The sequence below is a fragment of the Corynebacterium sp. H113 genome (genome assembly GCF_037572315.1).
GTDB lineage: Bacteria > Actinomycetota > Actinomycetes > Mycobacteriales > Mycobacteriaceae > Corynebacterium.
In genome coordinates, this window is record NZ_JBBHKZ010000002.1 from 757,453 (window position 1) to 782,915 (window position 25,463).

The 25,463-nt window shown below is 56.3% G+C and carries 22 protein-coding genes; 20 read left to right on the forward strand and 2 right to left on the reverse strand.

The window, feature by feature from the left end:
* Window positions 1–98: 98 nt before the first annotated feature.
* A complete protein-coding gene (locus WG938_RS04600; protein WP_339978013.1) occupies window positions 99–1,673 on the forward strand; it encodes a DNA/RNA helicase domain-containing protein in 1,575 nt (524 codons plus the stop codon).
* Here the strand turns inward: WG938_RS04600 and WG938_RS04605 are convergent.
* Complete coding sequence (locus WG938_RS04605; RefSeq protein WP_445292895.1) at window positions 1,646–2,623, reverse strand: NUDIX hydrolase; 978 nt, start codon at window positions 2,621–2,623, stop codon at window positions 1,646–1,648. The two genes, WG938_RS04600 and WG938_RS04605, sit on opposite strands and share 28 nt — an antisense overlap.
* A 159-nt stretch (window positions 2,624–2,782) precedes the next feature.
* On the opposite strand from WG938_RS04605, the gene WG938_RS04610 reads away from it, so the two are divergent.
* On the forward strand, window positions 2,783–3,781 hold the full coding sequence (locus WG938_RS04610; protein WP_339978017.1) for an NAD(P)H-dependent glycerol-3-phosphate dehydrogenase: 999 nt from the start codon (window positions 2,783–2,785) through the stop codon (window positions 3,779–3,781).
* A gap of 28 nt (window positions 3,782–3,809) precedes the next feature.
* Entirely contained in the window at window positions 3,810–4,922 is a 1,113-nt protein-coding gene (locus WG938_RS04615) for a D-alanine--D-alanine ligase family protein (RefSeq protein ID WP_339978019.1), read from the forward strand.
* Between the two features lie 90 nt (window positions 4,923–5,012).
* On the opposite strand, the gene WG938_RS04620 is transcribed toward WG938_RS04615, so the two are convergent.
* The gene (locus WG938_RS04620; protein ID WP_339978021.1) at window positions 5,013–5,975 is read right to left on the reverse strand and encodes a DUF3515 domain-containing protein; all 963 of its coding nucleotides are present in this window, start codon (window positions 5,973–5,975) and stop codon (window positions 5,013–5,015) included.
* A 91-nt stretch (window positions 5,976–6,066) separates the two neighbouring features.
* Here WG938_RS04620 and WG938_RS04625 point away from each other — a divergent pair, with 91 nt between their 5' ends.
* The 17 genes from WG938_RS04625 (at window position 6,067) to ftsY (ending at window position 25,305) form a co-directional block, all read left to right on the forward strand.
* Entirely contained in the window at window positions 6,067–7,044 is a 978-nt protein-coding gene (locus WG938_RS04625) for a thiamine-phosphate kinase (protein ID WP_445292896.1), read from the forward strand.
* Window positions 7,045–7,068: 24 nt separating this feature from the next.
* Window positions 7,069–7,737: a uracil-DNA glycosylase gene (locus WG938_RS04630; protein ID WP_339978827.1), complete on the forward strand. Its 669-nt coding sequence runs from the start codon at window positions 7,069–7,071 to the stop codon at window positions 7,735–7,737.
* 11 nt (window positions 7,738–7,748) lie between these two features.
* Window positions 7,749–9,428 carry a DAK2 domain-containing protein gene (locus WG938_RS04635; RefSeq protein WP_339978023.1) on the forward strand — a complete coding sequence of 560 codons (1,680 nt, stop codon included), beginning with the start codon at window positions 7,749–7,751 and terminating at the stop codon, window positions 9,426–9,428.
* A gap of 12 nt (window positions 9,429–9,440) precedes the next feature.
* Window positions 9,441–11,600 carry an ATP-dependent DNA helicase RecG gene (locus WG938_RS04640; RefSeq protein WP_339978026.1) on the forward strand — a complete coding sequence of 720 codons (2,160 nt, stop codon included), beginning with the start codon at window positions 9,441–9,443 and terminating at the stop codon, window positions 11,598–11,600.
* A gap of 33 nt (window positions 11,601–11,633) precedes the next feature.
* Window positions 11,634–11,909, forward strand: coding sequence for a biotin/lipoyl-containing protein (locus tag WG938_RS04645; protein WP_339978029.1), 276 nt, complete (start codon window positions 11,634–11,636; stop codon window positions 11,907–11,909).
* Window positions 11,906–12,520, forward strand: coding sequence for a 16S rRNA (guanine(966)-N(2))-methyltransferase RsmD (gene rsmD / locus WG938_RS04650; protein ID WP_339978031.1), 615 nt, complete (start codon window positions 11,906–11,908; stop codon window positions 12,518–12,520). Before WG938_RS04645 ends, rsmD begins: the two co-directional genes overlap by 4 nt.
* On the forward strand, window positions 12,521–12,994 hold the full coding sequence (gene coaD, locus WG938_RS04655) for a pantetheine-phosphate adenylyltransferase (protein ID WP_339978032.1): 474 nt from the start codon (window positions 12,521–12,523) through the stop codon (window positions 12,992–12,994).
* Window positions 12,995–13,083: 89 nt separating this feature from the next.
* The gene (locus WG938_RS04660; RefSeq protein WP_339978033.1) at window positions 13,084–13,914 is read left to right on the forward strand and encodes a DivIVA domain-containing protein; all 831 of its coding nucleotides are present in this window, start codon (window positions 13,084–13,086) and stop codon (window positions 13,912–13,914) included.
* Between the two features lie 55 nt (window positions 13,915–13,969).
* On the forward strand, window positions 13,970–14,545 hold the full coding sequence (locus WG938_RS04665) for a YceD family protein (protein WP_339978034.1): 576 nt from the start codon (window positions 13,970–13,972) through the stop codon (window positions 14,543–14,545).
* Window positions 14,542–15,270 carry a ribonuclease III gene (gene rnc, locus WG938_RS04670; RefSeq protein WP_339978035.1) on the forward strand — a complete coding sequence of 243 codons (729 nt, stop codon included), beginning with the start codon at window positions 14,542–14,544 and terminating at the stop codon, window positions 15,268–15,270. Before WG938_RS04665 ends, rnc begins: the two co-directional genes overlap by 4 nt.
* 8 nt (window positions 15,271–15,278) lie before the next feature.
* Entirely contained in the window at window positions 15,279–16,148 is an 870-nt protein-coding gene (mutM, locus tag WG938_RS04675) for a bifunctional DNA-formamidopyrimidine glycosylase/DNA-(apurinic or apyrimidinic site) lyase (protein ID WP_339978036.1), read from the forward strand.
* A gap of 44 nt (window positions 16,149–16,192) precedes the next feature.
* Entirely contained in the window at window positions 16,193–17,653 is a 1,461-nt protein-coding gene (locus tag WG938_RS04680; RefSeq protein WP_339978829.1) for an alanine/glycine:cation symporter family protein, read from the forward strand.
* Between the two features lie 9 nt (window positions 17,654–17,662).
* Entirely contained in the window at window positions 17,663–17,941 is a 279-nt protein-coding gene (locus tag WG938_RS04685; protein WP_339978037.1) for an acylphosphatase, read from the forward strand.
* Between the two features lie 20 nt (window positions 17,942–17,961).
* A complete protein-coding gene (gene smc / locus WG938_RS04690) occupies window positions 17,962–21,501 on the forward strand; it encodes a chromosome segregation protein SMC (protein ID WP_339978038.1) in 3,540 nt (1,179 codons plus the stop codon).
* A gap of 61 nt (window positions 21,502–21,562) precedes the next feature.
* A complete protein-coding gene (locus WG938_RS04695; protein ID WP_339978039.1) occupies window positions 21,563–22,474 on the forward strand; it encodes an ABC transporter ATP-binding protein in 912 nt (303 codons plus the stop codon).
* Window positions 22,471–23,631, forward strand: coding sequence for an ABC transporter permease (locus WG938_RS04700; RefSeq protein ID WP_339978040.1), 1,161 nt, complete (start codon window positions 22,471–22,473; stop codon window positions 23,629–23,631). The genes WG938_RS04695 and WG938_RS04700 overlap by 4 nt, the downstream gene beginning before the upstream one ends.
* 114 nt (window positions 23,632–23,745) lie before the next feature.
* Window positions 23,746–25,305 (forward strand): signal recognition particle-docking protein FtsY, encoded by a 1,560-nt coding sequence (gene ftsY / locus WG938_RS04705; protein ID WP_339978041.1) that lies wholly within the window; start codon window positions 23,746–23,748, stop codon window positions 25,303–25,305.
* The last annotated feature ends 158 nt before the right edge of the window (window positions 25,306–25,463 follow it).

Consider the following 25,463-nt stretch of genomic DNA (forward strand, 5'->3'; position numbering starts at 1 on the left):
ACTATCCTACTGTTTACATTGTATATGACGAGGTTAAGGATAAGTACGACATCTATATTGGGGAAACCACAGATATTCGAAGTCGTACAATACAGCATTTGGATTCAGATTCCAAGGATCGCGACGACTGGAAGAAATTCTCGGATGCCAAGAACGCCAAGATGTTCGTAATCGGACATCCGTATTTCAACAAGTCATTGACGCTCGACGTGGAGAATCGACTAATGCACTATTTTACGGGTGCTCCAAATATTTCTGCGTTGCATAACCGTCGAACTAATCCACAGAATCGATACTTCACCCAGGAACAGTTTGACGAGGTATTCTCATCGATCTGGCGCCAGCTTAGGTCGTACGATAAGAAACTCTTTCCGACAGAGCGAATAATTAAAGATTCGGCTCTCTTCAAGGCATCGCCATTTCATAAGTTGACCCAAGAGCAAATCGATGCGAAGCGGGAAATCTATGAAGCAATCCAGTTTAGTTTGGAGCGAGAGGGAACCGGTCACCTAATCTTGGTGAAGGGTGAAGCGGGTGCTGGAAAAACTGTACTATTAAGCAGTTTGTTTTATGAGCTATTTCAGGATCAGCAGGCTCAAGGGGACCCTTTCGCTTTTCAGGATCTTGACGCGTATCTTCTAGTGAATCATGATGAACAGCTAACTGTTTATGAAGCTATTGCGAGAAAACTGGGATTAGTTAAGAAGAATGACAATCGGGTTTCGAGGCCAACAAGATTTATAAACAATAATTCGGAAGAACATCCAGTTGATGTTGTTTTAGTCGATGAAGCTCATTTGCTTTGGACTCAAGGCAAACAGTCTTATCGTGGCAAGAACCAGCTTGTGGATCTAATGAAAAGAGCCAAGGTTGTCGTGGCAGTATTCGATGAGAATCAAATTCTTGCGGCGAACCAGTATTGGGAGCCGGAAACGCAAGCGAAGTTGATGTCAACGCAACCACGTGAGATCACCCTGAAGAATCAAATGCGAATGGATGCTGCTCCAGAAACTGTCGAATGGGTGCGTGGGATTGTTGATCAACAATTCGTGGGGACGTTGAATCTGAATGCGAATGGTCAGGACTCCGCAAATTTCCAAGTGAAGGTTTTCGACGATCCTGTCGAGCTCCATGAGGCAGTGAAAGAGCAGGCATCGAAAGTCGAACATGGACTTTCGAGACTCTTGGCTACGTTTGACTGGGAATACACGTCAAACCATCAGGGTCGTACCTTTACTGTTGATGTCGGAAAACTATCACTACCGTGGAATAAGGAAACTGAGCGCGAACTCAACAAGACTGAAAAGCGAGCAATCGCCAATTTGGCCTGGGCAGAACAGAAACATACGGTCAACGAGGTTGGATCAACATTCACGATTCAGGGTTTCGATCTAAATTTCGCTGGTGTCATCATTGGACCTAGTGTCAAATATCGTGACGGAAGGGTTGTGTTCGATCCTTCCGCCAGTAAGAATAAGTCTGCGACGAATCGACGAACGCTCCTTGACGGGTCTAAGCTGTCAGTCGCTGAACGGCTCTTGCGAAACGAGCTGAATGTTCTCCTGACTCGTGGTGTACACGGGCTATATATTTACGCAGTTGACAAAGAACTGCAACGTGCGCTAAAGCAAGCGACGAATCCGACCTACTTCACAGGCAGTGGCGACGCATAGTAGTCAGCGGTTGTCATCACACCGTCGTTGAAGCCGAGCACCCACATGGAGCCCTTCTTGCATGGAATGTCTTCCAACGGCAGGGTGCCTGCTGCCGAATATGCTGCGATTAAGTCCGGAATAACCAGGCCCTGTGCACACACCACGGAAACGCCACCTTGGGCGACGATTTCGTCGTAACGCTTCTTGGACTGCACCATGGTGGAAATCCACGCCGTGTCGCCGAGTACATCCTCGACGTTGACGTCGATGGCGAGTTCCGCAGCAAGTGGTGCCACCGTCGAGGCGCACCGCATTGGAGCAGCGGAGTAGACACGCTCCGGGCGGAACGGCAGGATCGCAGACACCAGAAGCTCTGCTTGACGACGTCCCTTCTTGTCCAGCGGACGCAGATTGTCGTTTCCAGACCAGTTCTTGCGGGAATGAGCATGTGCGTGGCGAACAAGAATGATGCGCGTGTCTGGTTCGTTGCCCAGGCGCTTGCGGGCCTTATTCAATACCTCGACATCAAGGTCATAAGTGAGAAGCTCTGCAGCGTCGTCCCAGTTGAGCCAGCGAATCTCGTCGACTTCCTTGTTTGGCGTGAATTCGCCACCTAGCACTTCAGCCGTCCAGTACCAGACAACTTTGGTGCGACCTGCGACTGGATACTGCACGTCGCCAAGGAGCTTGCCCAAGCGGACATGATAGCCGGTTTCTTCGCGGATTTCGCGTTCAGCGGTCGTCGGCAAGTTCTCGCCTGGATCGAGCTTGCCTTTGGCCAGCGACCAGTCGTCGTAAGAAGGGCGGTGAATAACCGCGATCTCCGGATTCGATGCATCACCGCGCCACAACACTGCACCAGCAGCGAACGTTGGCTTAGATATGTTTTTGCCTGGATCCGCCTCGATCTGACGCAGCCTGCCTGTCAAATTCTTGTCGTTGACGAGGTCTTTGTCGTTCTCATGCATGGTCATGTGGAGTGCTCCTGGCCGTGGTCGGCCGATAATCCGAGTGCGGTTTCCTTCCGTCGATTCTAGCGCTGGTTCCACGATTTCATCGGATTGACCGGCTAGGCTCAGTGGGGAAACTAATCGGGCAGAATCGTAAAGAATCGTAAAGGACAGGCAATGGTTCAGGTTGCAGTCATGGGCGCTGGGTCATGGGGAACCACCCTGGCCAAAGTCTTTGCCGATGCAGGAAATCCGGTGACCTTGTGGTCGCGCCGCGAAGAACAGGCGCGTCGCATCCAAATCACTCGTGAGAACCACGATTACCTTCCGGGGCTCGGTCTGCCGGCAAATATTCTTGCGACGGCGAATGCTGAGGAAGCAATGGATGGCGCTGACATCATTGTCCTTGGAGTGCCGTCGCAGACGCTGCGCGAGAACTTGTCAGTGTGGCGTGAGTTCATTCCTGAAAAAGCTACGCTGCTGAGCCTTGCCAAGGGCATTGAGCGGGACACGCACTTGCGTATGACGGAAGTGATCATGCAAGTGACCGACTTGCCTCTAGATCGAATTGCCGTGCTGTCCGGACCAAACCTGGCTAGGGAAGTAGCTGCGGAACAACCAGCTGCGACCGTCATTGCATGTACTGATGAGAATCGAGCACGGATGGTGCAAGCAGCTGTTGCCACGAATTACTTCCGTCCGTATACCAACACCGACGTGATCGGCTGCGAGTTTGGTGGCGCCTGTAAGAACGTCATTGCTCTTGCCTGCGGTATGGCTTCTGGCCAGGGGCTTGGCGAAAACACGTTGGCAACCATCATTACACGTGGCCTTGCAGAGATTACGCGCCTTGGTGTCGCAGCCGGTGCCCAAGAGAAGACTTTTTCGGGGCTTGCTGGCCTGGGTGACCTTGTCGCAACGTGTTCATCGCCGCTGTCTCGCAACCGTACGTTTGGTGATCGACTCGGTCGAGGCGACACGGTTGAGCAAGCCCAGCATGCGACGCGCGGACAGGTGGCCGAGGGAGTCATCTCGTCGATTTCAGTGCGGGAAGTTGCGCAGTCACTTGGTGTCGAAATGCCAATGACCGAAGCCGTGTACAAGGTTTGCCATGAGGGTGAATCTGTCGCGGAGACGATTCGTGCGCTGATGGGGCGCAGTCGTAAAGCAGAGTAAAAGCAGAGTAAGGATAGTATTTACAACCATGACTTCGTCCGAACACGTCGACTCTGTCGAAACCGTCACCACCGTTGCTGTTGTCTACGGTGGAAATAGCCCTGAGCACAGCGTTTCTTGCGTGTCAGCTGGTGCAATCATGTCGCACCTGGACCCACGTAAGTACACAGTCATTCCGGTCGGTATTACTCGCTCCGGTACCTGGACTGTAGGAACCACCGATGTCGAGTCGTTGAAGCGCCAGGGTCGCGTTATGCCTCAGGTCCCTAATGGGGGCATCGAGCTGCAGTTGTCCATAGACCCGGCTCGTCGTGGCGAAATCCGCTACGTTTCGGGGCCGAATGCTGGCGAGGTCTACGCCAATGTGGACATTATTTTCCCAGTGCTGCACGGCCCGAATGGCGAGGACGGCACGCTCCAGGGCATGTTTGAACTTTCCGGTATCCCGTATGTCGGCCCGGGTGTCTTGGCATCCTCTGCAGGTATGGACAAGGAACGCACGAAGAACCTGCTCTTCGCTGCAGGACTGCCCATCGGCGAACAGGTTGTTCTTCACGAGGGCGAAGAACTTGATGACGCTACCAAGGAAGCATTCGGCCTCCCAGTGTTCGTGAAGCCTGCCCGCGGTGGTTCGTCGATTGGTATTACCCGTGTTGCTGATTGGGCGGAATTGCCGGCAGCTATTGATTTGGCTCGCGAGCATGACTGGAAGGTGATCGTCGAAAAGGGGTTGGTCGGTGCAGAGGTCGAGTGTGGTGTCCTGCAGTACCCAGATGGTCGTGTGTTTGCGTCCGAGCCTGCGTTGTTGAACGGCACTGAGGATTCAGACGAGGGCTTTTACGGTTTCGACACGAAGTACCTTGACGACGTCGTCACTGCGCAGATCCCAGCACCACTTGATGCTGACACTCTGGCAGCAGTCAAGGATATTTCAGTTCGCACGTTCAGGGCAGTGGGCTGCGACGGTCTGACTCGCGTGGACTTCTTTATTACCGAAGACGGTCCGGTTATTAACGAGATCAACACCATGCCGGGCTTCACCCCAATTTCGATGTATCCACAGATGATGGCTGCATCCGATGTTGCATACGAGGAGTTACTGGACACGTTGTTGCAGCGTGCGTTGGTGGCGCGTCGTTAAGCTCTGCCAAGCGCAGTGCCAATAGGAAAGCCCCTGTGCAGATCTAGTAAAAGATCCGCGCAGGGGCTTTTGTGTGGCTAACTTGAGCGGCTACTTCTCTTCGCTAGGAGAAATGTTCTTCAGATTCGAAGCGATGATGTCCGATAGCAGTGGCATGATTTGGGCGCCTTCGGATACCGGGAGGTCAACGGCGACGTAGCGCTCACGGCCCATGGCGTACCACGCGCTTGTCGTACCTGCGGACATGGTCGGTTCGTTGAACCAGACGATGTCATTGACCTGGGTGAGTTGCTCAGTGGTATCCGCGTAGCTTGTAGGTTCTTCAAGGCCACAACGCAGCGACACGATATCGCCATTGTCGTCTGACCAGACCACCATTCCATCTGGAACGTCGAGACCGTCAACCAACTTTCGGCCACCGAGTTCCTTAGGCAGCGCAGCAATGAAGGACTTGCACAGCTTGTCATTGTGTGGAGCCTTGGCGTCCGACAGCGGAATTGGGGACAGCTCTGGCTTCTTGGTGAACTCTGTATCCGGGCGCAACGACTCGGCCAGTTCCTTCAGAGCATCCTCGCGGGTTGGATCCGAGGTGACAGCGACTACTGGCGAACGGCCGACCGCAAACCACGTCACCAAATTCTCGTCCGCTGCATCGACAACGCGAAGCCACTTCACGCCGTCAACATTCTGCGTCTTGGCAAGCTCGTTGTACTGAGTTGGCACTGGGGCGCCACAGCGCAGAGTAATGCGGTGATCTTCGACATCGCGCCACACAGCAGCACCAGCTGGGGCGGGATCAGCGAGTTCAGCGCGCACCAGGCCATCAACGCGCTCTGGCAGCCTGCCGAGCAGTTCGGCACACTCCGGGGCGTTGTTGTCTGGCATATCTGGGCTGGACAGCGCAACAGGGTTGCTAGCCTGTTTATCCTGGACGACTTTTGCTGCAACAATGATGCCGAGGGTCAGAACAATCGCAATAATCAATGCAATTGCTGCATTGCGGCGGTTACCCTGAGCCTGGACCATATTTTCCGATTCGGGTGTATCTCCCATAGTTCGAGAGTCTACCTATCGCGATCGGAACGAAGACGGAAGGCTGCCGGTGCCGACGGAACCACAAGAGAATCGCTTTGAGCACGCACAGTTGCCCCCGCGATCGGGGCAGTTGTCGCATGTCTCCATTGGAGAACTCGGCGAGCTGAAAGTTATCTCGGAAATTAGGAAAGTCGCGCCGTCGAAACGCAACGGCGATGATGCCGCAGTGCTTGCGATGACAACCCCGAACGCGCGCTACGTTGCGTCCACAGACATGTTGGTGGAGGAGCGACATTTCACTATGCGCTGGTCCACTCCACAACAGATCGGCGCGAAGGCCGCTATTCAAAATTTCGCTGATGTGGAGGCAATGGGTGCCCGCCCTACTGCCATCTTGTTTGGCATCTCGGCACCACCTGAGACTCCGCTCGGTGTGCTCACTGGCATTGCCCGGGGGCTTTACGACGAAGGCCGTAAGTGCGCAGCCGACTTGGTTGGTGGGGACATCGTCAGTGGCGATAACCTCGTCGTTTCTATCACCGCGATGGGTGAATTGGGCGGGCCATTGCCGCCGTTGTGGCGAGGTGGAGCACGCCCCGGTGACACCTTGATCGCGGCGGGGCCGATCGGTAAGTCTGCAGCTGGTTTTGCGATGTTGCAGCATTTTGGCAGTCCAGCAAAGGTGCCTGGTGAGTTTGCCGGTCTCGTTGGCGCACATCTGGTGCCCGAGTTTTCGTATGGTCGTGGCCCCACGGCGCGCGCAGCGGGTGCCGTTAGTTTGACGGATAATTCCGATGGTCTGGTCGTCGATCTTGGTGAAATCGCTCGGATGTCGGGCGTTAGTGTCGACGTCGATAAGCAAGCCATCGCGCCAGACGAAGAAATGATCCGCGCTGGTGAGGTATTGAGCATTGACCCGTGGGAGTGGGTGCTTCGTGGTGGTGAGGACCACACGTTGCTGGGCAGCATCCCCGGAGAGCCACCAACAGGTTTCCGCGCTATCGGTCGGGTGCTGAAGGAAGGCGAAGAGCATGTGACAATCGACGGCGAGAGGCCATGGCTGCATGGGGGATGGGTGTCCTTTTAAATGACTGAGAGTGTTTCCGAAAATATGGCAGGTCGACCGCTTCCCGTCGAGGCAGGTTGGGCACAGGCATTAGCACCGGTGGCTCCGCAGATTCACGCAATGGGCGATTTTCTGCGAGCCGAGAACGCAGCAGGTCGTGGTTATCTTCCTGCAGGTCCAGATGTATTGCGTGCGTTTACCTACCCGTTTGACAAGGTGAAAGTACTGATCATCGGGCAGGACCCGTATCCAACGCCCGGTCACGCGATGGGACTGAGCTTCTCAGTGCAGCCAGATGTGCAGCCGGTGCCGAGATCGCTTGCCAACATTTTCAAGGAATACTCGTCTGATCTCGGCTTGCCGACGCCGACTAATGGCGATCTCACCCCATGGGCTGAACAGGGGGTTGCATTATTCAACCGAGTGCTAACAGTCCAGCCTGGAAAGGCTGCGGCACATCGTGGCAAGGGGTGGGAAGCCGTGACTACTCATGCCATCACAGCATTGGCGCAGCGAGACGAACCACTCGTGGCCATTTTGTGGGGACGTGATGCGCAGTCGGCGCAGCCTCTTCTCCACGGTGTGCCGTGTTTGTGCTCTCCGCATCCGTCACCATTGTCGGCATCACGCGGGTTCTTTGGCTCGCGTCCGTTCTCTCGGGCGAACGAAGAGTTGATTCGTCTTGGGGCGGAACCAATTGACTGGAGACTGTAGGATTATCGGTCATGTCCACCTCTATTGATGACGCAACGAACCGCCAGGCCACACCAGCCACAGGCGTATCACGCGTTACAGAAAAGGGGGAGGGTGCTGGAGTTCCTGACGTTATCACCGCTGATGTCATGTTGCGATGGTTGCGCAGGTCAGTCGCTGTATTGGATCGCCGTCGCGAAGAGATCAACCAGCTCAACGTATTCCCAGTCCCAGATTCCGACACGGGCTCAAACATGGTGGCGACGCTGTCATCATCGGTTGCTGTGGCAGAGGAGTTGGCAGCCACCGCTGCAGAAAAGGGTCAGGTGGCGGCAGCTACTGATATGGCAGCAGCATTGTCCTCGGGAGCGGTGCGCGGTGCCCGAGGAAACTCCGGGACGGTGCTGTCGCAGGTGTTCCGTGCCGTCGCTGAATCGACGACCGCAGAAGGCGTCGGAGCAGACGATATTCGTCGCGCGTTGAAGCTCGCGGTTCGACATGTCGATGCTGCAATTGCAGATCCAGTTGAGGGCACAATCTTGACGGTGCTTCGCCAAGCGGCGGTTGCGGCAGCGGAAAGCGAATCAGATGAGTTGTTGACCGTCGTCACGGAAGCAGCTGGTGCAGCGCGTGTTGCCCTGGCAAATACTCCATCGCAGTTGCCGGCGCTCCGCAAAGCCGGTGTGGTTGATGCCGGTGGCGCGGGGTTGGTTCTTCTTCTCGACGCACTCGTCGATGAGCTCACGGGCAAAGATTCTGAAGACGCTGACTTGCATGTCGAACAGGTAAAGGCAGATGGGCCGGAAATAGAGGTGATGTTCCTCCTTGAGGCGGAAGAGGAACCGCTTTCGGAGCTGAAGCGACGCCTAGAGAAGATAGGCAACTCACTCATCGTTGCTGGCGAAGATGAACACACGCACATGGTGCATATTCATTCGCAGCAGCCGGGCCTTGTTTTGGAAACAGCCATGGATTACGGTCGTCCGACCAAGATCCACATCGAAGCGTTAGTGCTGGACAAGGACACACCTGCGGACCCTGGTCGCTTGGTTCTTGCCATCGCGCCTACTGGACCGATCGCCGATCTGTTTCACTCGGCTGGTGCTCGCATTATTGCGCCGTCGTCGCCAAATACCGCTGACGATGATGCCGTGGATCGTATTGTCTCGGCTCTCAATAGCGTTCCGGCACAGAGTGAGATTCTGCTGTTGCCAAATGGGTTGCTGTCGAGCCGAGAGATGGTGCAAATCGAGCTTGCAGCCCAGGCAACCGAGCATGCCATCAACATTTTGCCGACGAGCACGTTGGCAAACGGTATTGCCGCAATGGCGGTACACGACTCCGAACGGCCTATGGCTGTCGATGCCTACGCAATGAGTGAGGCCAGCGCCGGTATGCGCACTGCCATGCTCCACCAGGCCACGTCAGCGGGACTCACGGCCGTGGGGCCATGCGCGCGGGGTGATGTCCTGGCCTCTGTAAATGGCGATATTTTAGTGATCGCGGACGAGGTCGATAAGGCTTTGAACCAAACGGTAGACCTCATGCTGAAGTCGGGCGGCGAGCTGATCACCGTGCTTCTCGGCACCGGCGTTGATCCACGCTGCGCGACCAGTCTCCGCGCCCGACTGCTCGAACACACCGACGATATGGATGTCGTCGCCTACGCTGCCGATGGCATGGCGGAGTTGATTCAGGTCGGCGTCGAGTAGCAGGGACGTATCGTGCTGGGTTGGTTGTCGACACCGGATGCGCGCACTTCGCTGCGCGACGTCCTCGGTGACGCTGATGCAAAGAAGCTGAAGACTGCCTTCGGTGTATCCACTGTGGGTGAATTCTTGACGACGTTCCCTCAGCGCTACCTCGCTCATGGACGCACCTTGGACGTCAACTACGAAGACCTGGGTGCGACGATTACGGCTGTTGTGCGAGTGGAGTCTGTGTCTGCTGCTCCGTCGGGTGGACAAGGTTGGGGAAGCGGTCGTAAGCAGCCGTTCAAGTTCACTGTCACTGACGGTAAGCGTTCTATGCCTGCTGCCATCTTTGGGCATGACTACTTACGAAACTTCGTGAAGCCGGGAATGATGCTGTTGGTGCTGGGCACGCTCGGCGAGTTCCGTGGGCAGCCACAATTGAAAAACGTTGACATTCTCGTGCTGAATGCTGACGGCAGTCTTGGGCAATCGACTGGACGGTTGGCAAAACTCGTCGACACAGCTGATGGGCTCGCTGAACTTCATCGAGTGTTGAATCGCCCGTACGTCCCCATCCACAGGGGACGAAAAGGCATTCCGGGCATTGTCATGGCAATTTACACCGAGCGGGTGCTGCGATGGTTACCCACACAAGATGATCCTTTGCCGAAGAAGCCGGACGAGCTGCTTCCATTCGATACCGCGTTGCGCGAGGTCCACTTTCCCGGCGCGCATGGGCCACAGCAGGCGATCGAAAGATTGAAGTACGACGAAGCATTGGAACTTCAGCTTGCTATGGCGCTGCGTCGACAAGAAATGGTGCAAAGAACTGCCCCTGAGTGCCCGCCAATGCCCACAGGCAGCAAGGAGCACCTCCGCGACAACCTGGGTTTCGAACTCACCGAAGGGCAGAAATCGGTTGTTGACACCATCGCGCGTGACCTCAGCTCAACCGTGCCGATGAACCGTCTGCTCCAGGGCGAAGTGGGCTCGGGTAAAACCGTTGTGGCGCTGCTGTCCATGCTGCAAGTCGTGGACAATGGGATGCAATGTGCATTGCTCGCGCCCACAGAAGTACTCGCAGCTCAACATGCTCGATCCATTATTTCTATGCTTGCCGACGCCGGTATCGACGTCCCCGTGACACTTCTGACGGGATCAATGACAGTTGCGAACAAGCGACAGGCGTTGCTCGATATTGTGTCGGGTTCAACTGGCATCGTGGTGGGTACTCACGCACTGATCTCAGATGGGGTGGAGTTCTTCAATCTTGGCTTGGTAGTCGTCGATGAGCAGCATCGGTTTGGAGTTCGCCAACGCGATAAACTGCGCGAACGAGGTCGCGACGGGATGACTCCCCATGTTCTGGTGATGACAGCGACTCCCATTCCGCGCACCGTTGCCATGACTGTCTTCGGGGACCTCGATGTGTCGGAGCTGTCGGAGCTACCTGGGGGCCGTCGTGAAGTGAAGTCCTTCGTGGTGCCCATCCTCGAATTGCCGGCTTGGGAGGCGCGGACCTGGGCTCGCATGAACGAAGAGGTTGCCCAGGGAAACCGTGTGTTCATCGTGTGCCCGAAGATCGTTGCGACGGAGCCCGGTGACGAATCACTCGAAAACGTACAGCAGCGGGCACTCCAGGAAATGCCTACGGCCCGGATTGGTGTCGTACACGGGCAGCTACCAGGGCAGGAAAAAGACCGCATCATGCAAGAGTTCGCGCGCGGGAACCTCGATGTGCTCGTCTCGACCACTGTCATCGAAGTTGGCGTTGACGTGCCAGAAGCAACCGTCATGATGATCCGCCAAGCCGAGAGTTTCGGCGTTTCCCAGCTGCACCAGCTGCGTGGTCGCGTGGGCCGTGGCACTCGCGCCGGGCTGTGCTTCCTCTGCACGGCATCGCTGCCGGATTCACCGGAGCGCCGTCGTCTCGATGCCATCGCCGCGACTAACGATGGCTTTGAACTCGCACAGCTGGATGTAGCGAACCGCAGTTTTGGCGATGTACTTGGCGACGACCAGTCGGGCATCGCTACCGGACTCGGTCTGGTCGACCTAGTCGACGACTTTGACATTATCGATCGCGCTCGCGATGACGCTGCAGCTCTCGTCGCACAATCGTCGGATATGGCGCGAGCATTGACAGTCGATATCACTGAGGAAGAAGCCGGGTATCTCGAGCGGTCGTAAACAAATTGGCGGCTACGTCGTAAGCTATGTGTCATGAAGGAATCGAACGCAGATGTGCCGACGACGGAATCAGTGTGCGCACCATTTGCTGGTGTCGTGCGACTGGAAGTCGTAGCAGGACAGACCGTGCAGACCGGTGATGTTGTCGCGGTTGTTGAGGCCGTGAAGCTGGAAGCTCCAGTGCTGGCGCCATGCCCTGCCACGGTAGAGAGCATTCCTGTCGAGAATTTCTCGGATGTGACAGGTGGAGATGTTGTGGCGGAGCTTTCGCCACTGCAGTCCACAGCGGCCAAGGATTCCGCACGATGACCCGCATTATTGCTGGTGAGGCCCGCGGACGGAGATTAGTCACGCCAAAGGGAACCGATACCCGGCCAACGTTGGACCGGGCTCGGGAAGCAATCTTCTCGTCATGGTCGACGCGTTTCGGTATCGAGGGCACGAATGTGTTGGATCTTTTCGCTGGATCTGGTGCGCTCGGGCTGGAAGCTGCATCAAGGGGAGCGGATCAGGTAACCCTCGTCGAGAATTCCCCCAAAGCTATCGCTGCCATTCGCACCAACATGCAGACAGTTGGACACCCACGCTGTCATCTGGCCGAGATGAAAGTCTCGACCTTCCTGTCGGGAACTCCATCGCAGCAGTTTGACCGCGTCATCGCAGATCCGCCGTATGACCTGTCCGGTGAAGCCGTCACAGAGATGCTCGAAGCATTGCGTCCTTTTCTTGCCGACGGAGCCGTCGTCACGATTGAACGCCACCGCGATGACGAGGAAACTGTGTGGCCGACGGGCTACGACATGCTGCAGCAGAAGCTAAAACGACGAATCCACGGACTTGCGCGCTTTGATACGGCAATCTTTGATGCGGAGCAGGAAGCGACGGGGGAGCCGTCGACAAGCGAAAGCGAGGAATCGTAAGTGACTCATGTGTGCTGCCCAGGTTCGTACGATCCGCTGACTAGCGGTCACTTGGATGTGATTGAACGTGCATCCGTGCTGTTTGAGCAGGTAACGGTGCTGGTGACCCACAACCCAAATAAGTCAGGTCTGTTTACCGCAGACGAGCGGATGGATTTGATCCGCCAGTGCACAGAGCATCTTGGCAATGTCCGCGTAGATTCGTGGACTCGACTCCTGGTGGAGTATACGACTGCGCATGACATCAAGGCGCTGGTGAAGGGGCTGCGCTCGGCAGCGGACTACGAGTACGAGGTCCCGATGGCGCAGATGAATCGTCGCATGAGCGGTGTCGACACGTTGTTTATCGAGGCTGACCCAAAGTACGGGCATGTGTCCTCGACGCTGATGAAGGAAGTTGTGCGCTACGGAGGTCAAGTCGACGGTCTCGTGCCAGATAAAGTGGCCGAGGCGTTGCGCGCGAAGCTGTTGTAGGAACGCAAAGCTCCTGAACGTGACTGCATTTCGCTCATACCTCGCGAGTCATCCAACCAACTTTTCTTTTCGGTGGCATGCTGGTTTGTATGTATCGCGTTTTCGAGTCCCTTGATGAACTAGTGCAGACCGTCGAGGAGGCCTATGGCTTTCCTATGACTCCAAATTGCATGGTGCCACGCCGTGATGTTCTCGTTTTGCTCGATGAGCTGCGTGAGGCTTTGCCACACGAGCTCGATGATGCACAAGATGTGCTTGATCAGCGAGATCAGATTGTTGCGGATGCGGACGCTCAGGCTGCGGCTTCTCTTGCAGATGCTGAAGCAGAAGCGCAGCGCATTATCGATGAAGCAAACGAACGAGCACGTGCCACCGTTGAAGATGCAGAGCTTCGTGCGCACAACATGGTAACGAGCGCTCAAGATGACGCTGATCGCGTTCGAGACGATGCCGATCGTGAATACCGCCAGGTCACCGATCGCGCAGCATCTGAGGCGGATCGCCTGATTGCATCAGGTAACGAAGCGTACGAACGATCCGTCCAAGAAGGCCTCACCGAACAGGCGCGTTTGGTGTCCGAGTCTGTCGTTGTTCGTGAAGCGGAAGAAGAAGCGCGTCGCCTCGTGGAGCAGGCTCACGCCGATTCAAATCGTCTGCGCACAGAATGCGACGTGTACGTCGATGGCAAGCTCTCTGAATTCGAGAACTCTTTGACGACGACGCTGCGTAGCGTCAGCCGTGACCGCGCCGCTATTCGTAAGGGAGCAGGTGCAGTGGGAGCTGGCCACGACGGTGGCGGTTCGCGCTACAGCCGCGACTATGACTCCGATCGCGATTACAACACTGACCGCAATTACGATGCCGATCGCGATTACAACACTGACCGCGGTTACGACGCGGATCGCAATTACGACGCATAGTGATAATCACTGACATCGGGGATTCGGGGTCCCGCGGGGTAGAATGAGCGACATCATGAATGAATCTTCTCCATTTGTTTTGGACGTAGGCAAGGTACTCCGCGAGGGCATGCCTGAACCTTTCTTGCGGGTCGGTGATTCTCCGGACCGCATCGGTGCAGAAATGATCGCCGTTGAGCCGGGCACCGAAGTCACCGTCGAAGGCATGATCACCCCGCTTGGTGGCGGTGTTCTTGTCGACGCTGATGTTCGAGCACCATTGACCGGCCAGTGTGTGCGATGCCTGGCAGATCTCGTCGATACGCTTGACGTGCATGTTTCGGCTGTTTTCTCTGCTAGTGAGGACTTCATCACGGGTGAAGATGCCGAGGAAGGTGACGAGATCGCACGGGTCATCGATGACAAGGTCGACATGACCCAGGCTGTCATCGATGAAGCCGTCTTGGCATTGCCGTTCAATCCCACATGCGAACTGATCGGTGCGGGCGAATGCTCGGAAGAGAAAACTGGGGTGCCAGCTCCAGATGGAGTGTCGGGTGAGGAAGAGCGCGTCGATCCGCGGTGGGCTGGATTGGCCGAGAAGTTCGGCAATCTTTCTGCGGACGACGCTGACGAAGGTGACAAGAAGTGAGTCGTAAGCGTCGTTTGACGGGTGAGGCTGCCCGTTCGGCTGCGTTCAACAGCGTTGATCATGCTCCATTGTTGGAAGCACTGGGTGTGCAATTGGAAGAGGACCGTTTGTGTCTTGCTCTCACGCACCGTAGCTTTGCCAACGAGAACGGTCATTTGACCAACAATGAACGTCTTGAGTTTTTGGGCGATGCTGTGCTTGGCATGTGTATCGCGGAGGAGCTGTACAAGCGATTCCCAGATCGCGCTGAGCAGGATATTTCAAAAATGCGTGCGGGCGTAGTCAATATGTACGCACTCGCTGATCTTGCGCGTCGTATCGAACTCGGTCCGCACATTCTGCTGGGGCGCGGTGAAAAGGGAACAGGTGGCGCCGATAAGCATTCGATTCTGGCAGATACCACTGAGGCTTTGCTGGGTGCCATTTACCTTGAACACGGTTTCGACGTCGCGAAGGACACCATCCTCCGTCTCTTCGACACGATGATCGATGGTGCCCCCACTGAGTCTCGTGGCCGTGACTGGAAGACTCTGCTGCAGGAACGACTCGCAGCGAAGAAGATGCCTGCGGCCGAGTACACCGTCACGACCACCGGCCCTGATCATGAGCTCACATTCTTTGTCGATGCCGTTGTCAATGGCAAGGTCATCGGCCATGGCGAAGGCGGTACGAAGAAGGAAGCCGAGATGCACGCAGCTCATCAGGCGCACAGCTCACTAGTCTAAACGCTTGTATGCCTGAACTTCCCGAAGTCGAAACCATTCGCGTTGGCCTCGAACCCTACGTCGCGGGCCAACACATTAGTGGTGTCGACGTATTCAATCCGCGTGCTGTCCGCCGTCAACCCGGTGGCGCCGAAGAATTCCGAGCGCGTCTCACCGGCAACCGAATCTCCCACACGGATCGACGGGGTAAGTACCTCTGGCTGGTACTTGACGATGACGCCTGCCTGGCCATCCACCTCGGCATGAGTGGCCAACTGATCGTTCCTTCTCCGGAACGGAAGCGCGATGGACACACGCGGGCCGTCGTCACGTTGAGCAACGGGACCGAGTTGTGGTTCCAGGATCAGCGAACTTTTGGGTGGCTCTGGGCGTGCGATGTAATTCCTGCGGTGCATGTTGCGTCGCGGAAGGTTCCGGCAAAGTTGGTGCCGGAGCCGGTGGTTCATATCGCGCCAGACCTGCTGGAACCGGGGCTGGACCCGGTTGTGCTTGCACATCAGATGCGATTGCGCCGGTCGGGGATAAAGAGGGTGCTATTGAACCAGGAAGTGGTCAGCGGCATCGGGAATATCTATGCGGACGAGATGCTGTGGGCAGCACGGGTGCACGGAGAAATCCCTGCGAGTGAATTGTCTGTGCGGAAACTCGCGCAGCTCATTCGGGCGGGGCAGGACGTGATGCGGCGAGCTATCGCTGCTGGTGGCACCAGTTTTGATGAGTTGTACGTCCACGTCAACGGTCGCAGTGGGTATTTCTCCCGGTCGTTGGAGGCATATGGACGTGCTGGAGAGCCATGCAGTCGGTGCGGAGGGCTAATTGTGCGACAGAGTTTTATGAATCGCTCCAGCTATTTTTGTGCTCGTTGTCAGAAAAATTAATGAGCTGACTTCGATGGCAGTTAAAATCGTTCACTATGGAATGGATGGAAACTGCAACCGGGTGGGTTGAAGCCTGGAATGACAAGTACTGGCTGCTGATGATTGCGCTGCTAGTCTCGGCTGGTCTGTACTTCTGCGTGCGAACGTTCGTCGTTCAGGTGCGCTACGTGCCTGAGATGTTTCGGGCAATCACGGAAAAACCGTCAGACATCTCGGAAGGCATCAAAGGTATCTCGGCCTTCAAAGCCTTCACAATTTCGGCAGCTTCGCGCGTAGGTACGGGCAATGTGGCAGGTGTCGCGGTTGCTATTTCGACGGGTGGTCCGGGCGCTGTCTTCTGGATGTGGCTGCTCGCCATCATTGGTGGTGCGACCAGTTTCGTGGAATCAACACTGGCGCAGCTGTACAAGGTTAAAGATGACGATGCCTATCGAGGTGGACCCGCGTACTACATCACCAAAGGTTTGGGCGAGAGGTGGCGATGGATGGCCGTTCTCTTCGCCATCGCCATCACTGTGACCTATGGTTTCGTATTCAATGCTGTTCAATCGAACTCGATTACGTCTGCTCTGAATGAATCGATGGGACTTGACTCGACTGCTGTCAAAGCGGGCATCGGTATTGTTCTGGCGATCCTGACCGCGTTGATCATTTTTGGTGGTGTACAGCGTATTTCGGCTATCACCCAGGTGATCGTTCCGGTGATGGCCACGCTTTACATCGTGCTTGGTGTGATCGTTCTCGTCCTCAACATCACTGAGGTGCCAGGAATGCTGTTGCTGATCGTCGAGCATGCATTCGGCATCCGGGAGATCGCAGGAGCAGCCTTCGGTACCGCAATCATGCAGGGTATCCGTCGAGGACTGTTCTCTAATGAAGCAGGTATGGGTTCGACTCCTAATGCTGCTGCATCGGCGTCCGTTTCGCATCCGTGCAAGCAAGGACTTATCCAGACGTTGGGTGTCTACTTTGACACGTTGATCGTCTGTACCGTCACTGCGGTCATCATTTTGCTTTCCGATCCCACTTACGGCGGGGACGTTGAGGGCACGAGCCTGACCCAGTCTGCGCTTGCAGCGCAGGTAGGTGGCTGGGCAATTCACGCGATCACGATCATTATTTTCTTCCTGGCGTTTTCGTCGATCATTGGCAACTACTACTACGCAGAGGCGAATATTCCGTTCTTGTCCAATAACGCAGCGTTGAAGAATGGTGTCCGAATCCTCGTCTTGCTCTGTGTTTTTGGTGGCGCAATTGGTTCGGTACCGCTGGTGTGGGCACTGGCTGATGTGTTCTCTGCATTGATGGCAACGATCAACATCGTGGCAATTCTCCCGCTCGGTGGTGTAGCAGTGGCTCTGCTTGGTCATTACGCGAAGCAGAAAGCCCAGGGGCTCAATCCGGTCTATCACCGCGACGATCTGCCCAATATTCGAGGACACGAGAATATTGAGTGCTGGGACGGTAGTGACCCAATGACTCGTCGAGAAGCAGAATCTGTCTAACGTAGAAGCATGAGTGAGACGATACGGCTAACCGCGTGGGTCCACGGACATGTGCAGGGCGTTGGCTTCCGCTGGACCACGCGGTCGCGAGCATTAGAGCTCGGGCTTGTCGGTTTTGCCAAGAACTACCCGGATGGGCGAGTGCTCGTGGTGGCCGAAGGCTCAGCCGAAAAGTGTGAGGAATTGCTTGCCTGGCTCAACGGACCGGATACGCCTGGTGTGGTCGAAACAGTTGTCAGTGATTTTTCCAAGCCACACGGCGATTACCTAACCTTTGATCGCAGGTAACTCGGGTATCCTGACCTGATATGCACCTCAAGTCGTTGACCCTCAAAGGATTCAAGTCCTTCGCGTCAGCGACGACCCTAAAATTCGAGCCAGGAATTTGCGCCGTCGTCGGACCGAACGGGTCAGGTAAATCGAATGTCGTTGATGCCCTCGCGTGGGTCATGGGCGAACAAGGCGCAAAGACGCTGCGTGGCGGCAAGATGGAAGATGTCATCTTCGCTGGCACATCTGGTCGAAAACCACTGGGACGAGCAGAAGTAACCCTCACCATCGACAACACTGATGGTGCGCTGCCGATTCAGTATCGCGAAGTGTCGGTAACCCGTCGCATGTTCCGCGATGGCGCCTCTGAGTATGAAATTAATGGCTCCCGCTGCCGCCTCATGGATGTCCAAGAACTTCTGAGTGACTCCGGCATTGGTCGCGAAATGCACATCATCGTGGGGCAAGGACGCTTGTCGCAGATTCTCGAAGCACGCCCAGAAGAACGGCGTTCCTTCATTGAAGAAGCTGCGGGTGTGCTGAAACACCGCCGTCGTAAAGAGAAGGCGCAGCGCAAGCTAGCCTCAATGCAGGCGAACTTGGACAGGTTGACAGACTTGACGACGGAGCTGCGTCGCCAGTTGAAACCGCTGGCTCGGCAAGCGGAGGCAGCGAAGCGTGCGCAGACTGTGCAGGCGGATCTGCGTGACGCAAAGCTTCGGCTGGCTGCTGCGGATTTGGTGGAGCTGCGGGCATCATTGAACGATGTCGCTGAGCAAGCGCGCATTATTCAAGCCAAAGTCGATGATGCGACGATGCGCCTGGAAATCGCGACCGAGCGCCGTGACGAATTGGAAGTCGAGCTGGAACGCGTCACGCCACTTGCGGAGTCCGCACGAGAGCTGTGGTTCCGACTGTCGGCGTTGTCCGAGCGAGTAGGTGCGACCCGTCGTATTGCTGCTGACCGTGCTGCCGATGCAGTTGCGGTGCCATGGGCTGGTCAAGACCCCGATGATCTGGAAGCTCGGGCTGACGTCGCTGCCGAAGAAGAAAATGTACTGGCAGAAGCAGAATCGCAGGCTCGCGAACGGCTGGAGACCATTCGCGATGTGCTCGCTGAAGCTGAGGAAGAAGCCCGTGCGGCGGAGCATGAGCACCTAGCAGCGGTGCGGGCGATTGCCGATCGTCGTGAAGGTGTTGTGCGGTTGGTTGCTGCGGAGGAGTCGGTGCGAACGCGATTACAGGCGGCGCGCGATGAGGCAACACGTCTCGACGAACAGTTCGCCGAAGCCGATGATCGCCGGGCCGATGCAGCGCAAGCGGTGGAAGAAGCAGCTGCCGAGCTCGCTGAAGCCGAGCTAGCGGTGCCCGAATTGCGCGAATCTCATGAGCGTGCACAAACCGAAGCACAGGATGCAACACGTCGAGTGCAGGAATTGCGCAACCAGGAACGTGCATTGGAACGTGAGATTTCTGGTTACCAGGCGCGTATCGAGGCGTTGACGGCGGCTCGTGATGCCGCAGCATCAGACGGTGCGGGGTGGCTTCGCAAGAAGTTTGAGTTGGGCAGCATTTCCGAGCTGCTGTCTATCGAGCCTGGCTGGGACACTGCTATCGCTGCAGCTCTCGGGTCTGCCGGTGATGCCTTGGTAGCTAATGGTGACACCCACGCGGATGCAATCATCGCTGAGCTCACTGAAGCTGCTGCTGGCCATGCAGTGGTGGTGCAGCCGTCGCAGGCATCGACGTGGCGCCTCGATGTTGAGGTTCCCGCTGATTGCCAATGGGCGCTAGACGCTGTGCAGTTCCCTGATACGTTGGCAACATCCATGACGGCTCTACTTGTCGACGTCGTGCTGTGCCCGGACCCTGAATCTGCGCGCAGCGTGGTCGATAACGACAACCGACTTCGCGCTGTGACTGCTGATGGCAGCTTGTTTGGCCCAGGCTGGGTGATGGGTGGCCGCACTGGTGGCTCGAAGAAGAAGGGGTCTGCGAAAGGCACAGCACAGTCAGGTCAGTCGAGCGTCGAAATTTCCGCTGCTATCACGCAGGCAGAAAAGGACCTCGCAGCGGCTAAGAATCGACTCGCTGACCTTGCCGGTGTTTTGTCGGGAGCCACGCAGGAAGAAGAGGATCGTCGCACTGACGCGGCTGCAGCTCGCGCAGCACTTCGCGATCAGGAGCACACGATCAAGTCCTTGTCCGATGCTCGTACCCGAGCCCAATCCCAGCTCGCTAGTGTCGAGCATTCCTCACAGCGCGCGACTGAGCGTAGGGAAGAGGCTGCAGGTCGCGTCGATAAGCTCACTGCTGAGCTGGAAGAAGTAGCCGACCGGCTTTCGCGTATCGACGATGACCCTGCCGAAGGTGAACCGTCCACAGAAGAGCGCGATCGTACTCAAGCGGCGCTGGCACAGGCTCGGGCGATGGAGACAGAAGCTCGATTGGCTCTGCGTACTGCCGAAGAACGCGCCGGTAGTGTGCGTGGAAAAGCGGATCGACTGCGCCGTGCTGCTGTAGCAGAGCGGGCAGCGAAAGCGCGCCACGAGCAGACTCAACTACGTAAAGCTAAGCAACGCGAATTGGCTGCGACCGTGGCAGACTTGGCCGAAGCGCTGTCGGGTCGAGTGTCCATTTCCCTCGATCGGGCGGCTGCAGATCGTGATGAGCAAGAAGAAGAGAAGAAGCTCGTATCAGCTGCGCTGCAGCAGGCTCGAAATGAGGTGAACCAAGCGTCGCAAGAGCTGGCGAAGCTGACGGACTCGGCTCACCAAGGAGATCTCGCGCGCGCAGAGGCACAGGTCCGGGTTAATCAGGCTGAGGAGACTGTCACTGATCAGTTGGGTTTGGCTGTCGACGAACTTCTGGCTGACTACACGCCGGATGAGGAGTTTGATAGGGCTGCGACCGTCGCAAAGCTGAAGCAAGCGGAGAAGGATCTTCGCGTGTTGGGTCGCGTGAACCCGCTGGCACTTGAGGAATACAAGGCGATGGAGGAACGCTACACATTTTTGTCGACGCAGCTCGATGATGTGCAGCGAGCCCGTAAAGATCTGCTGGGCGTTGTGGAAGAAGTTGACGATACGATTCTCCGGCTTTTCACCGATGCATGGCATGACGTTGAGGCTGAGTTCCCGAAGGTGTTCAACACCTTGTTCCCAGGTGGTGAGGGACGACTGGTTCTGACGGAACCTGATGACATGCTCACCACGGGTATCGAAGTCGAGGCTCGTCCACCGGGCAAGAAGGTGAAGCGCCTGTCTTTGCTGTCGGGTGGCGAAAAGTCACTGACCACGTTGGCCATGTTGGTGGCTATTTTCCGTGCTCGCCCAAGTCCGTTTTACGTCTTGGATGAGGTTGAGGCAGCGCTCGATGATGTCAACTTGCGACGTCTCATCGCGCTGCTGAAGGAATTGCGCGAGACGAGCCAGCTCATCGTGATCACGCACCAGAAGCCGACAATGGATGTCGCGAATGTGTTGTACGGCGTGACGATGCAGGGCGATGGCGTGACGCGCGTGATTTCGCAGCGAATGTCACCTCAACTGGACGCCGAGCCCGTCTCCCAAGAGTGACCTTAATCACAACTAGTGTTCCGTAGGGCGTTAGATTTCCCGTTTTGCCTAGGGTTGTGTCATGACTATTCAGGCACAAGCGGTACGGCGATCCTTCGGCACAAATGTCGCTGTCGCACACGCTGACCTTGATATCCGTGAGGGAACCGTAACGGGTCTGATTGGCCCTAACGGATGTGGCAAGACTACGTTGCTGCTGATGCTCGCCGGGCTTCTTGCCCCTGATATTGGCAGTATTCGCATTGCTGGGGTCAATCCTGTGACACATGGCCACGCAGCACGGGCGAAAATTGGGTGGATGCCTGACCACGTAGGTACTTGGGAAAGTCTGACTGCCACTGAAATTCTCGTCACCTTCGGTGAGCTCTATGGGATTCCAGAGAATCAGGGTTTCGGTATTGCACATCAGCTACTTGAGGAAGTCGGGCTATCCGAGTTCGCCGACCGAAAGGTCCGAGTTCTCTCCCGTGGCCAGAAACAACGCCTGTCGCTTGCCCGAGCGTTAGTCCATGACCCTGAGGTTCTCCTACTCGACGAGCCTGCCTCAGGCATGGATCCAGAGTCCCGACTAACTCTCCGTGAAATCATTCGTCGTCGTGCCCAGCAAGGCACAACAGTGGTGATCAGTTCGCATATTCTGCCGGAGCTCGAAGCGATGGTGGACGACGTGGTGATGATGCAGGATGGTCGAACTATTGCACAGGAATCCTCAGGGACGTCGCCGGTATGGCGCATAGTCAGTCGTGATAGCGAACTACTGCTGGAGTGGGCAACAGCCAATGGACTTGCGCGACCCCGACCAGTAACGGACTCATCGGTAACTGGTGGATCTGAGGTTGAGTTCACAGCACCAGAAACAGAAGCATCGCGGTACTTGTCAAGCGCCCTGCAAGCTGGAGTAACTGTTGTGCAGTTTGGTTCTCGGTCACTGGAATCGCGCTACCTCAATATGACTACACAAAAGGACGCATGATGAGCCTACAACTGCCTGATTCCGTTGAGTCGACGGGAAGTACAGCCCAGGCCACCAAGTCGAAGCAGCCAAGGACCAGTGCAATTAAGTCTTTGACTCAGATGGAATTGAAGCAACGGGTTCGATCCGGACGCTGGCGCATTACCTTGGGGATCTGGTTTGCCGTCCTCCTTGCGTTGACGTTCGCACAGCTCTTCTTCTTTGATTCCAACTTGAGTGGCACTGCAGGAACCTACTCGCGGCCGGGCGCGGCCAATGTGGCAGGAACGACGCTGCTCGTTGTTCTTCTCGTAGGACTGGTCATTTCTCCAGCGCAAACAGCGACATCGATCAACGGCGATCGTCGTGACGGAGTATTGGCTCTTGTGCAAGCAGCACCGGTGTCGACGTGGAGTTTAGTGCTGGGCAAGCTCCTCGCAGCGTGGATTGCTGCACTGGCTTTCCTTGTGACAAGTCTTCCGGTCCTGCTGTGGATGGCTGCACTCGGTGGCTTTCCGTGGTGGAGCCTGGGGTTGGCAATCGTTGTTGAAGCGCTGCTCCTTCTCGCAGTGTGTGGAGTTGGCCTTGGCTTGTCGGCGTTGACCCCGCGAACTGGGGCCTCCACCATGCTGTCCTATCTCTTCGTCGCAGTGATTGTGATTGGATTGCCCTTCCTCATGTTGATGCTGACCCCAGCAATGGAAGTATCCGAAGAGCGAACGGTTGCTAGGCAGAGATATCACGACTACGAATTCAACGACAATCTAGAGAACGTCAAAATACCGTGCACTGAGTCAAGAGAAGTCGTATACACCACCGATGCAAGACCGTTCGTGTGGCTATTGTTCCCAAATCCTTTGGTCATCGTCTCGGATGCAATGCCGATCCAAGAGGGAATGCTCACTCCCACCTCATTGATTAGAGACGGGCTATCCGAACTGATGTCACCACCGGACTATCCGCCGTCCACATGCGAAGAGTTTGAGAGACGGTATCGAGAAAACTCGAGCTCGACTACCTACGAGCCATTCCAGGGCGAAGCAGTCAATCGTCCTGGGTGGATCTGGATCGTTGGGCTTGGTGTCAATCTTCTCTTCGGCGCTGGAGGGTTGTTCTTGGCTTATCGACGACTCCGTGTCCCGGCAACCAAACTTCCAGATAACGTTCGCATCGCCTAGAACTGACCACCCGGAATACACCGACTAGGGTCTACCAAGGAAATGTTGTGAAGTTTCACAACAATAGGATGGCCTTGAGCTGATATTTCTCGAAGAAACTGAAAGACTGTTTTCATGACGCCTAACCAATGGATTCTCATCGCTGCGATCGTCGTAGTGCTCCTCATCATCATTGCTCTGGTGGCTGGATATCTTCGTCGCAAGAAGAACACCATTTCTTTCGAAGAGAAGAAGCAGCCTGAAGAGCTGACACAGGCTGAAAAGTCGGGCAACTATCAAGCGCAGGGTGGTTTCAACTTCGCACCAGCAAGCTCTGATGCGAAGGAGAAAGCGCCTGAGGTACTCCCAGGTCAGGAGATCCGCCGGCCGGGGACCGCTGAGGCAGCATCACCGGTCATTCCAGATGCACCACGGATTCCAACTCCACCAGCTACTGAAACCACTCGCGACGACTCGGTCGTTGACGAGGACGAGCTGCGTGAGGTCGAGAAGCCTGAAAGTATCGTCGTCAAGCCAGAGCCAGAAGCTGAACCGGAACCCGTAGGGGATGCGACCGAGGACGACGTCAAGGACGCATTGGCAGAGGTTGAAGAGTCGCTAGAGCTGGAATCAGTAGAACTCGACGAAGCGGAGATCGCTGACGAGGCTCCAGTGGAGGTATCGGAGCCTGCGATTGCGCAAGAAGCTCCGGTCATGGAGACCCCTGTTCAGGAGCCGGCTGCTGCTCAGGAGCTGGATCAGATTGATCCAGCTGAGGGGCGTATTCACCGACTGCGCGGTCGGCTGTCCCGCTCTCAGAATGCGATCGGTCAGTCCGTGCTGGGTATTTTGGGCGCAGGCGATTTGGATGAAGACGCGTGGGAAGAAATTGAAGATACGCTGATCATGGCGGATCTGGGCGCGACGACTACCATGTCCGTGGTGGAAAAGCTCCGCGAGCGGATCGCATCCCGCGGTATCTCTAGTGAGGCCGAGGCACGTGCGCTGCTCCGTGAAGTACTCATTGAAGAGTGCCAGCCGGATATGGATCGATCGATTCGCGCGTTGCCACACGAAGGCAAGCCAGCGGTGATTTTGGTGGTTGGCGTTAACGGCACTGGAAAGACTACGACGACGGGCAAACTTGCTCGAGTTTTGGTTGCACAGGGGCACAAGGTGGTACTCGGTGCTGCGGATACCTTCCGAGCCGCTGCCGCGGACCAGCTGGAAACCTGGGGTCGTCGCGTCGGGGCAGAGACTGTTCGTGGCGCAGAGGGCGCGGATCCAGCATCAGTTGCTTTCGATGCGGTGGCTCATGGCATTGATACTCAGGCAGATGTCGTTATCGTCGACACTGCTGGGCGCCTCCACACCAAGACCGGCCTGATGGATCAGTTGGACAAAATCAAGCGCGTCGTCGAGAAGCGCAGCCGTGTGGACGAAGTGATTTTGGTTCTCGATGCGACGGTCGGCCAGAACGGTTTGACTCAGGCTCGTACTTTCCGCGATGTTGTCGATATCACCGGTGTTGCACTCACCAAGCTCGATGGCACCGCGAAGGGTGGCATTGTGTTCCAGGTGCAGCGTGAACTCGGCGTACCCGTCAAGCTTGTCGGCTTGGGCGAAGGTGCGGACCATCTCGCACCGTTTGAGCCAGCCGGATTCGTGGACGCATTGTTGGGAACCCACAACTAGCGCCTAGGGTGCTTGCGTAACACTAAGTGCGTGCATGATTGCTACCCCCCGCTCCGACCGATGTCGGCGTGGAGTAGGGCAACACGCACGCACTTTTGCTTTGCGACGACCCATGCAGCGTCACTGTGAAAAATTGCCCCTTTGCTCCAAGTAGCAGA

Coding starts and splice junctions, on each gene's coding strand:
- WG938_RS04605 (WP_445292895.1), bottom strand. CDS start 2,623: ATGCATGAGAACGACAAAGACCTCGTCAACGACAAGAATTTGACAGGC.
- WG938_RS04610 (WP_339978017.1), top strand. CDS start 2,783: ATGGTTCAGGTTGCAGTCATGGGCGCTGGGTCATGGGGAACCACCCTG.
- WG938_RS04615 (WP_339978019.1), top strand. CDS start 3,810: ATGACTTCGTCCGAACACGTCGACTCTGTCGAAACCGTCACCACCGTT.
- WG938_RS04620 (WP_339978021.1), bottom strand. CDS start 5,975: ATGGGAGATACACCCGAATCGGAAAATATGGTCCAGGCTCAGGGTAAC.
- WG938_RS04630 (WP_339978827.1), top strand. CDS start 7,069: ATGGCAGGTCGACCGCTTCCCGTCGAGGCAGGTTGGGCACAGGCATTA.
- WG938_RS04635 (WP_339978023.1), top strand. CDS start 7,749: ATGTCCACCTCTATTGATGACGCAACGAACCGCCAGGCCACACCAGCC.
- WG938_RS04645 (WP_339978029.1), top strand. CDS start 11,634: ATGAAGGAATCGAACGCAGATGTGCCGACGACGGAATCAGTGTGCGCA.
- rsmD (WP_339978031.1), top strand. CDS start 11,906: ATGACCCGCATTATTGCTGGTGAGGCCCGCGGACGGAGATTAGTCACG.
- WG938_RS04660 (WP_339978033.1), top strand. CDS start 13,084: ATGTATCGCGTTTTCGAGTCCCTTGATGAACTAGTGCAGACCGTCGAG.
- WG938_RS04665 (WP_339978034.1), top strand. CDS start 13,970: ATGAATGAATCTTCTCCATTTGTTTTGGACGTAGGCAAGGTACTCCGC.
- mutM (WP_339978036.1), top strand. CDS start 15,279: ATGCCTGAACTTCCCGAAGTCGAAACCATTCGCGTTGGCCTCGAACCC.
- WG938_RS04680 (WP_339978829.1), top strand. CDS start 16,193: ATGGAAACTGCAACCGGGTGGGTTGAAGCCTGGAATGACAAGTACTGG.
- WG938_RS04685 (WP_339978037.1), top strand. CDS start 17,663: ATGAGTGAGACGATACGGCTAACCGCGTGGGTCCACGGACATGTGCAG.
- smc (WP_339978038.1), top strand. CDS start 17,962: ATGCACCTCAAGTCGTTGACCCTCAAAGGATTCAAGTCCTTCGCGTCA.
- WG938_RS04695 (WP_339978039.1), top strand. CDS start 21,563: ATGACTATTCAGGCACAAGCGGTACGGCGATCCTTCGGCACAAATGTC.
- WG938_RS04700 (WP_339978040.1), top strand. CDS start 22,471: ATGATGAGCCTACAACTGCCTGATTCCGTTGAGTCGACGGGAAGTACA.
- ftsY (WP_339978041.1), top strand. CDS start 23,746: ATGACGCCTAACCAATGGATTCTCATCGCTGCGATCGTCGTAGTGCTC.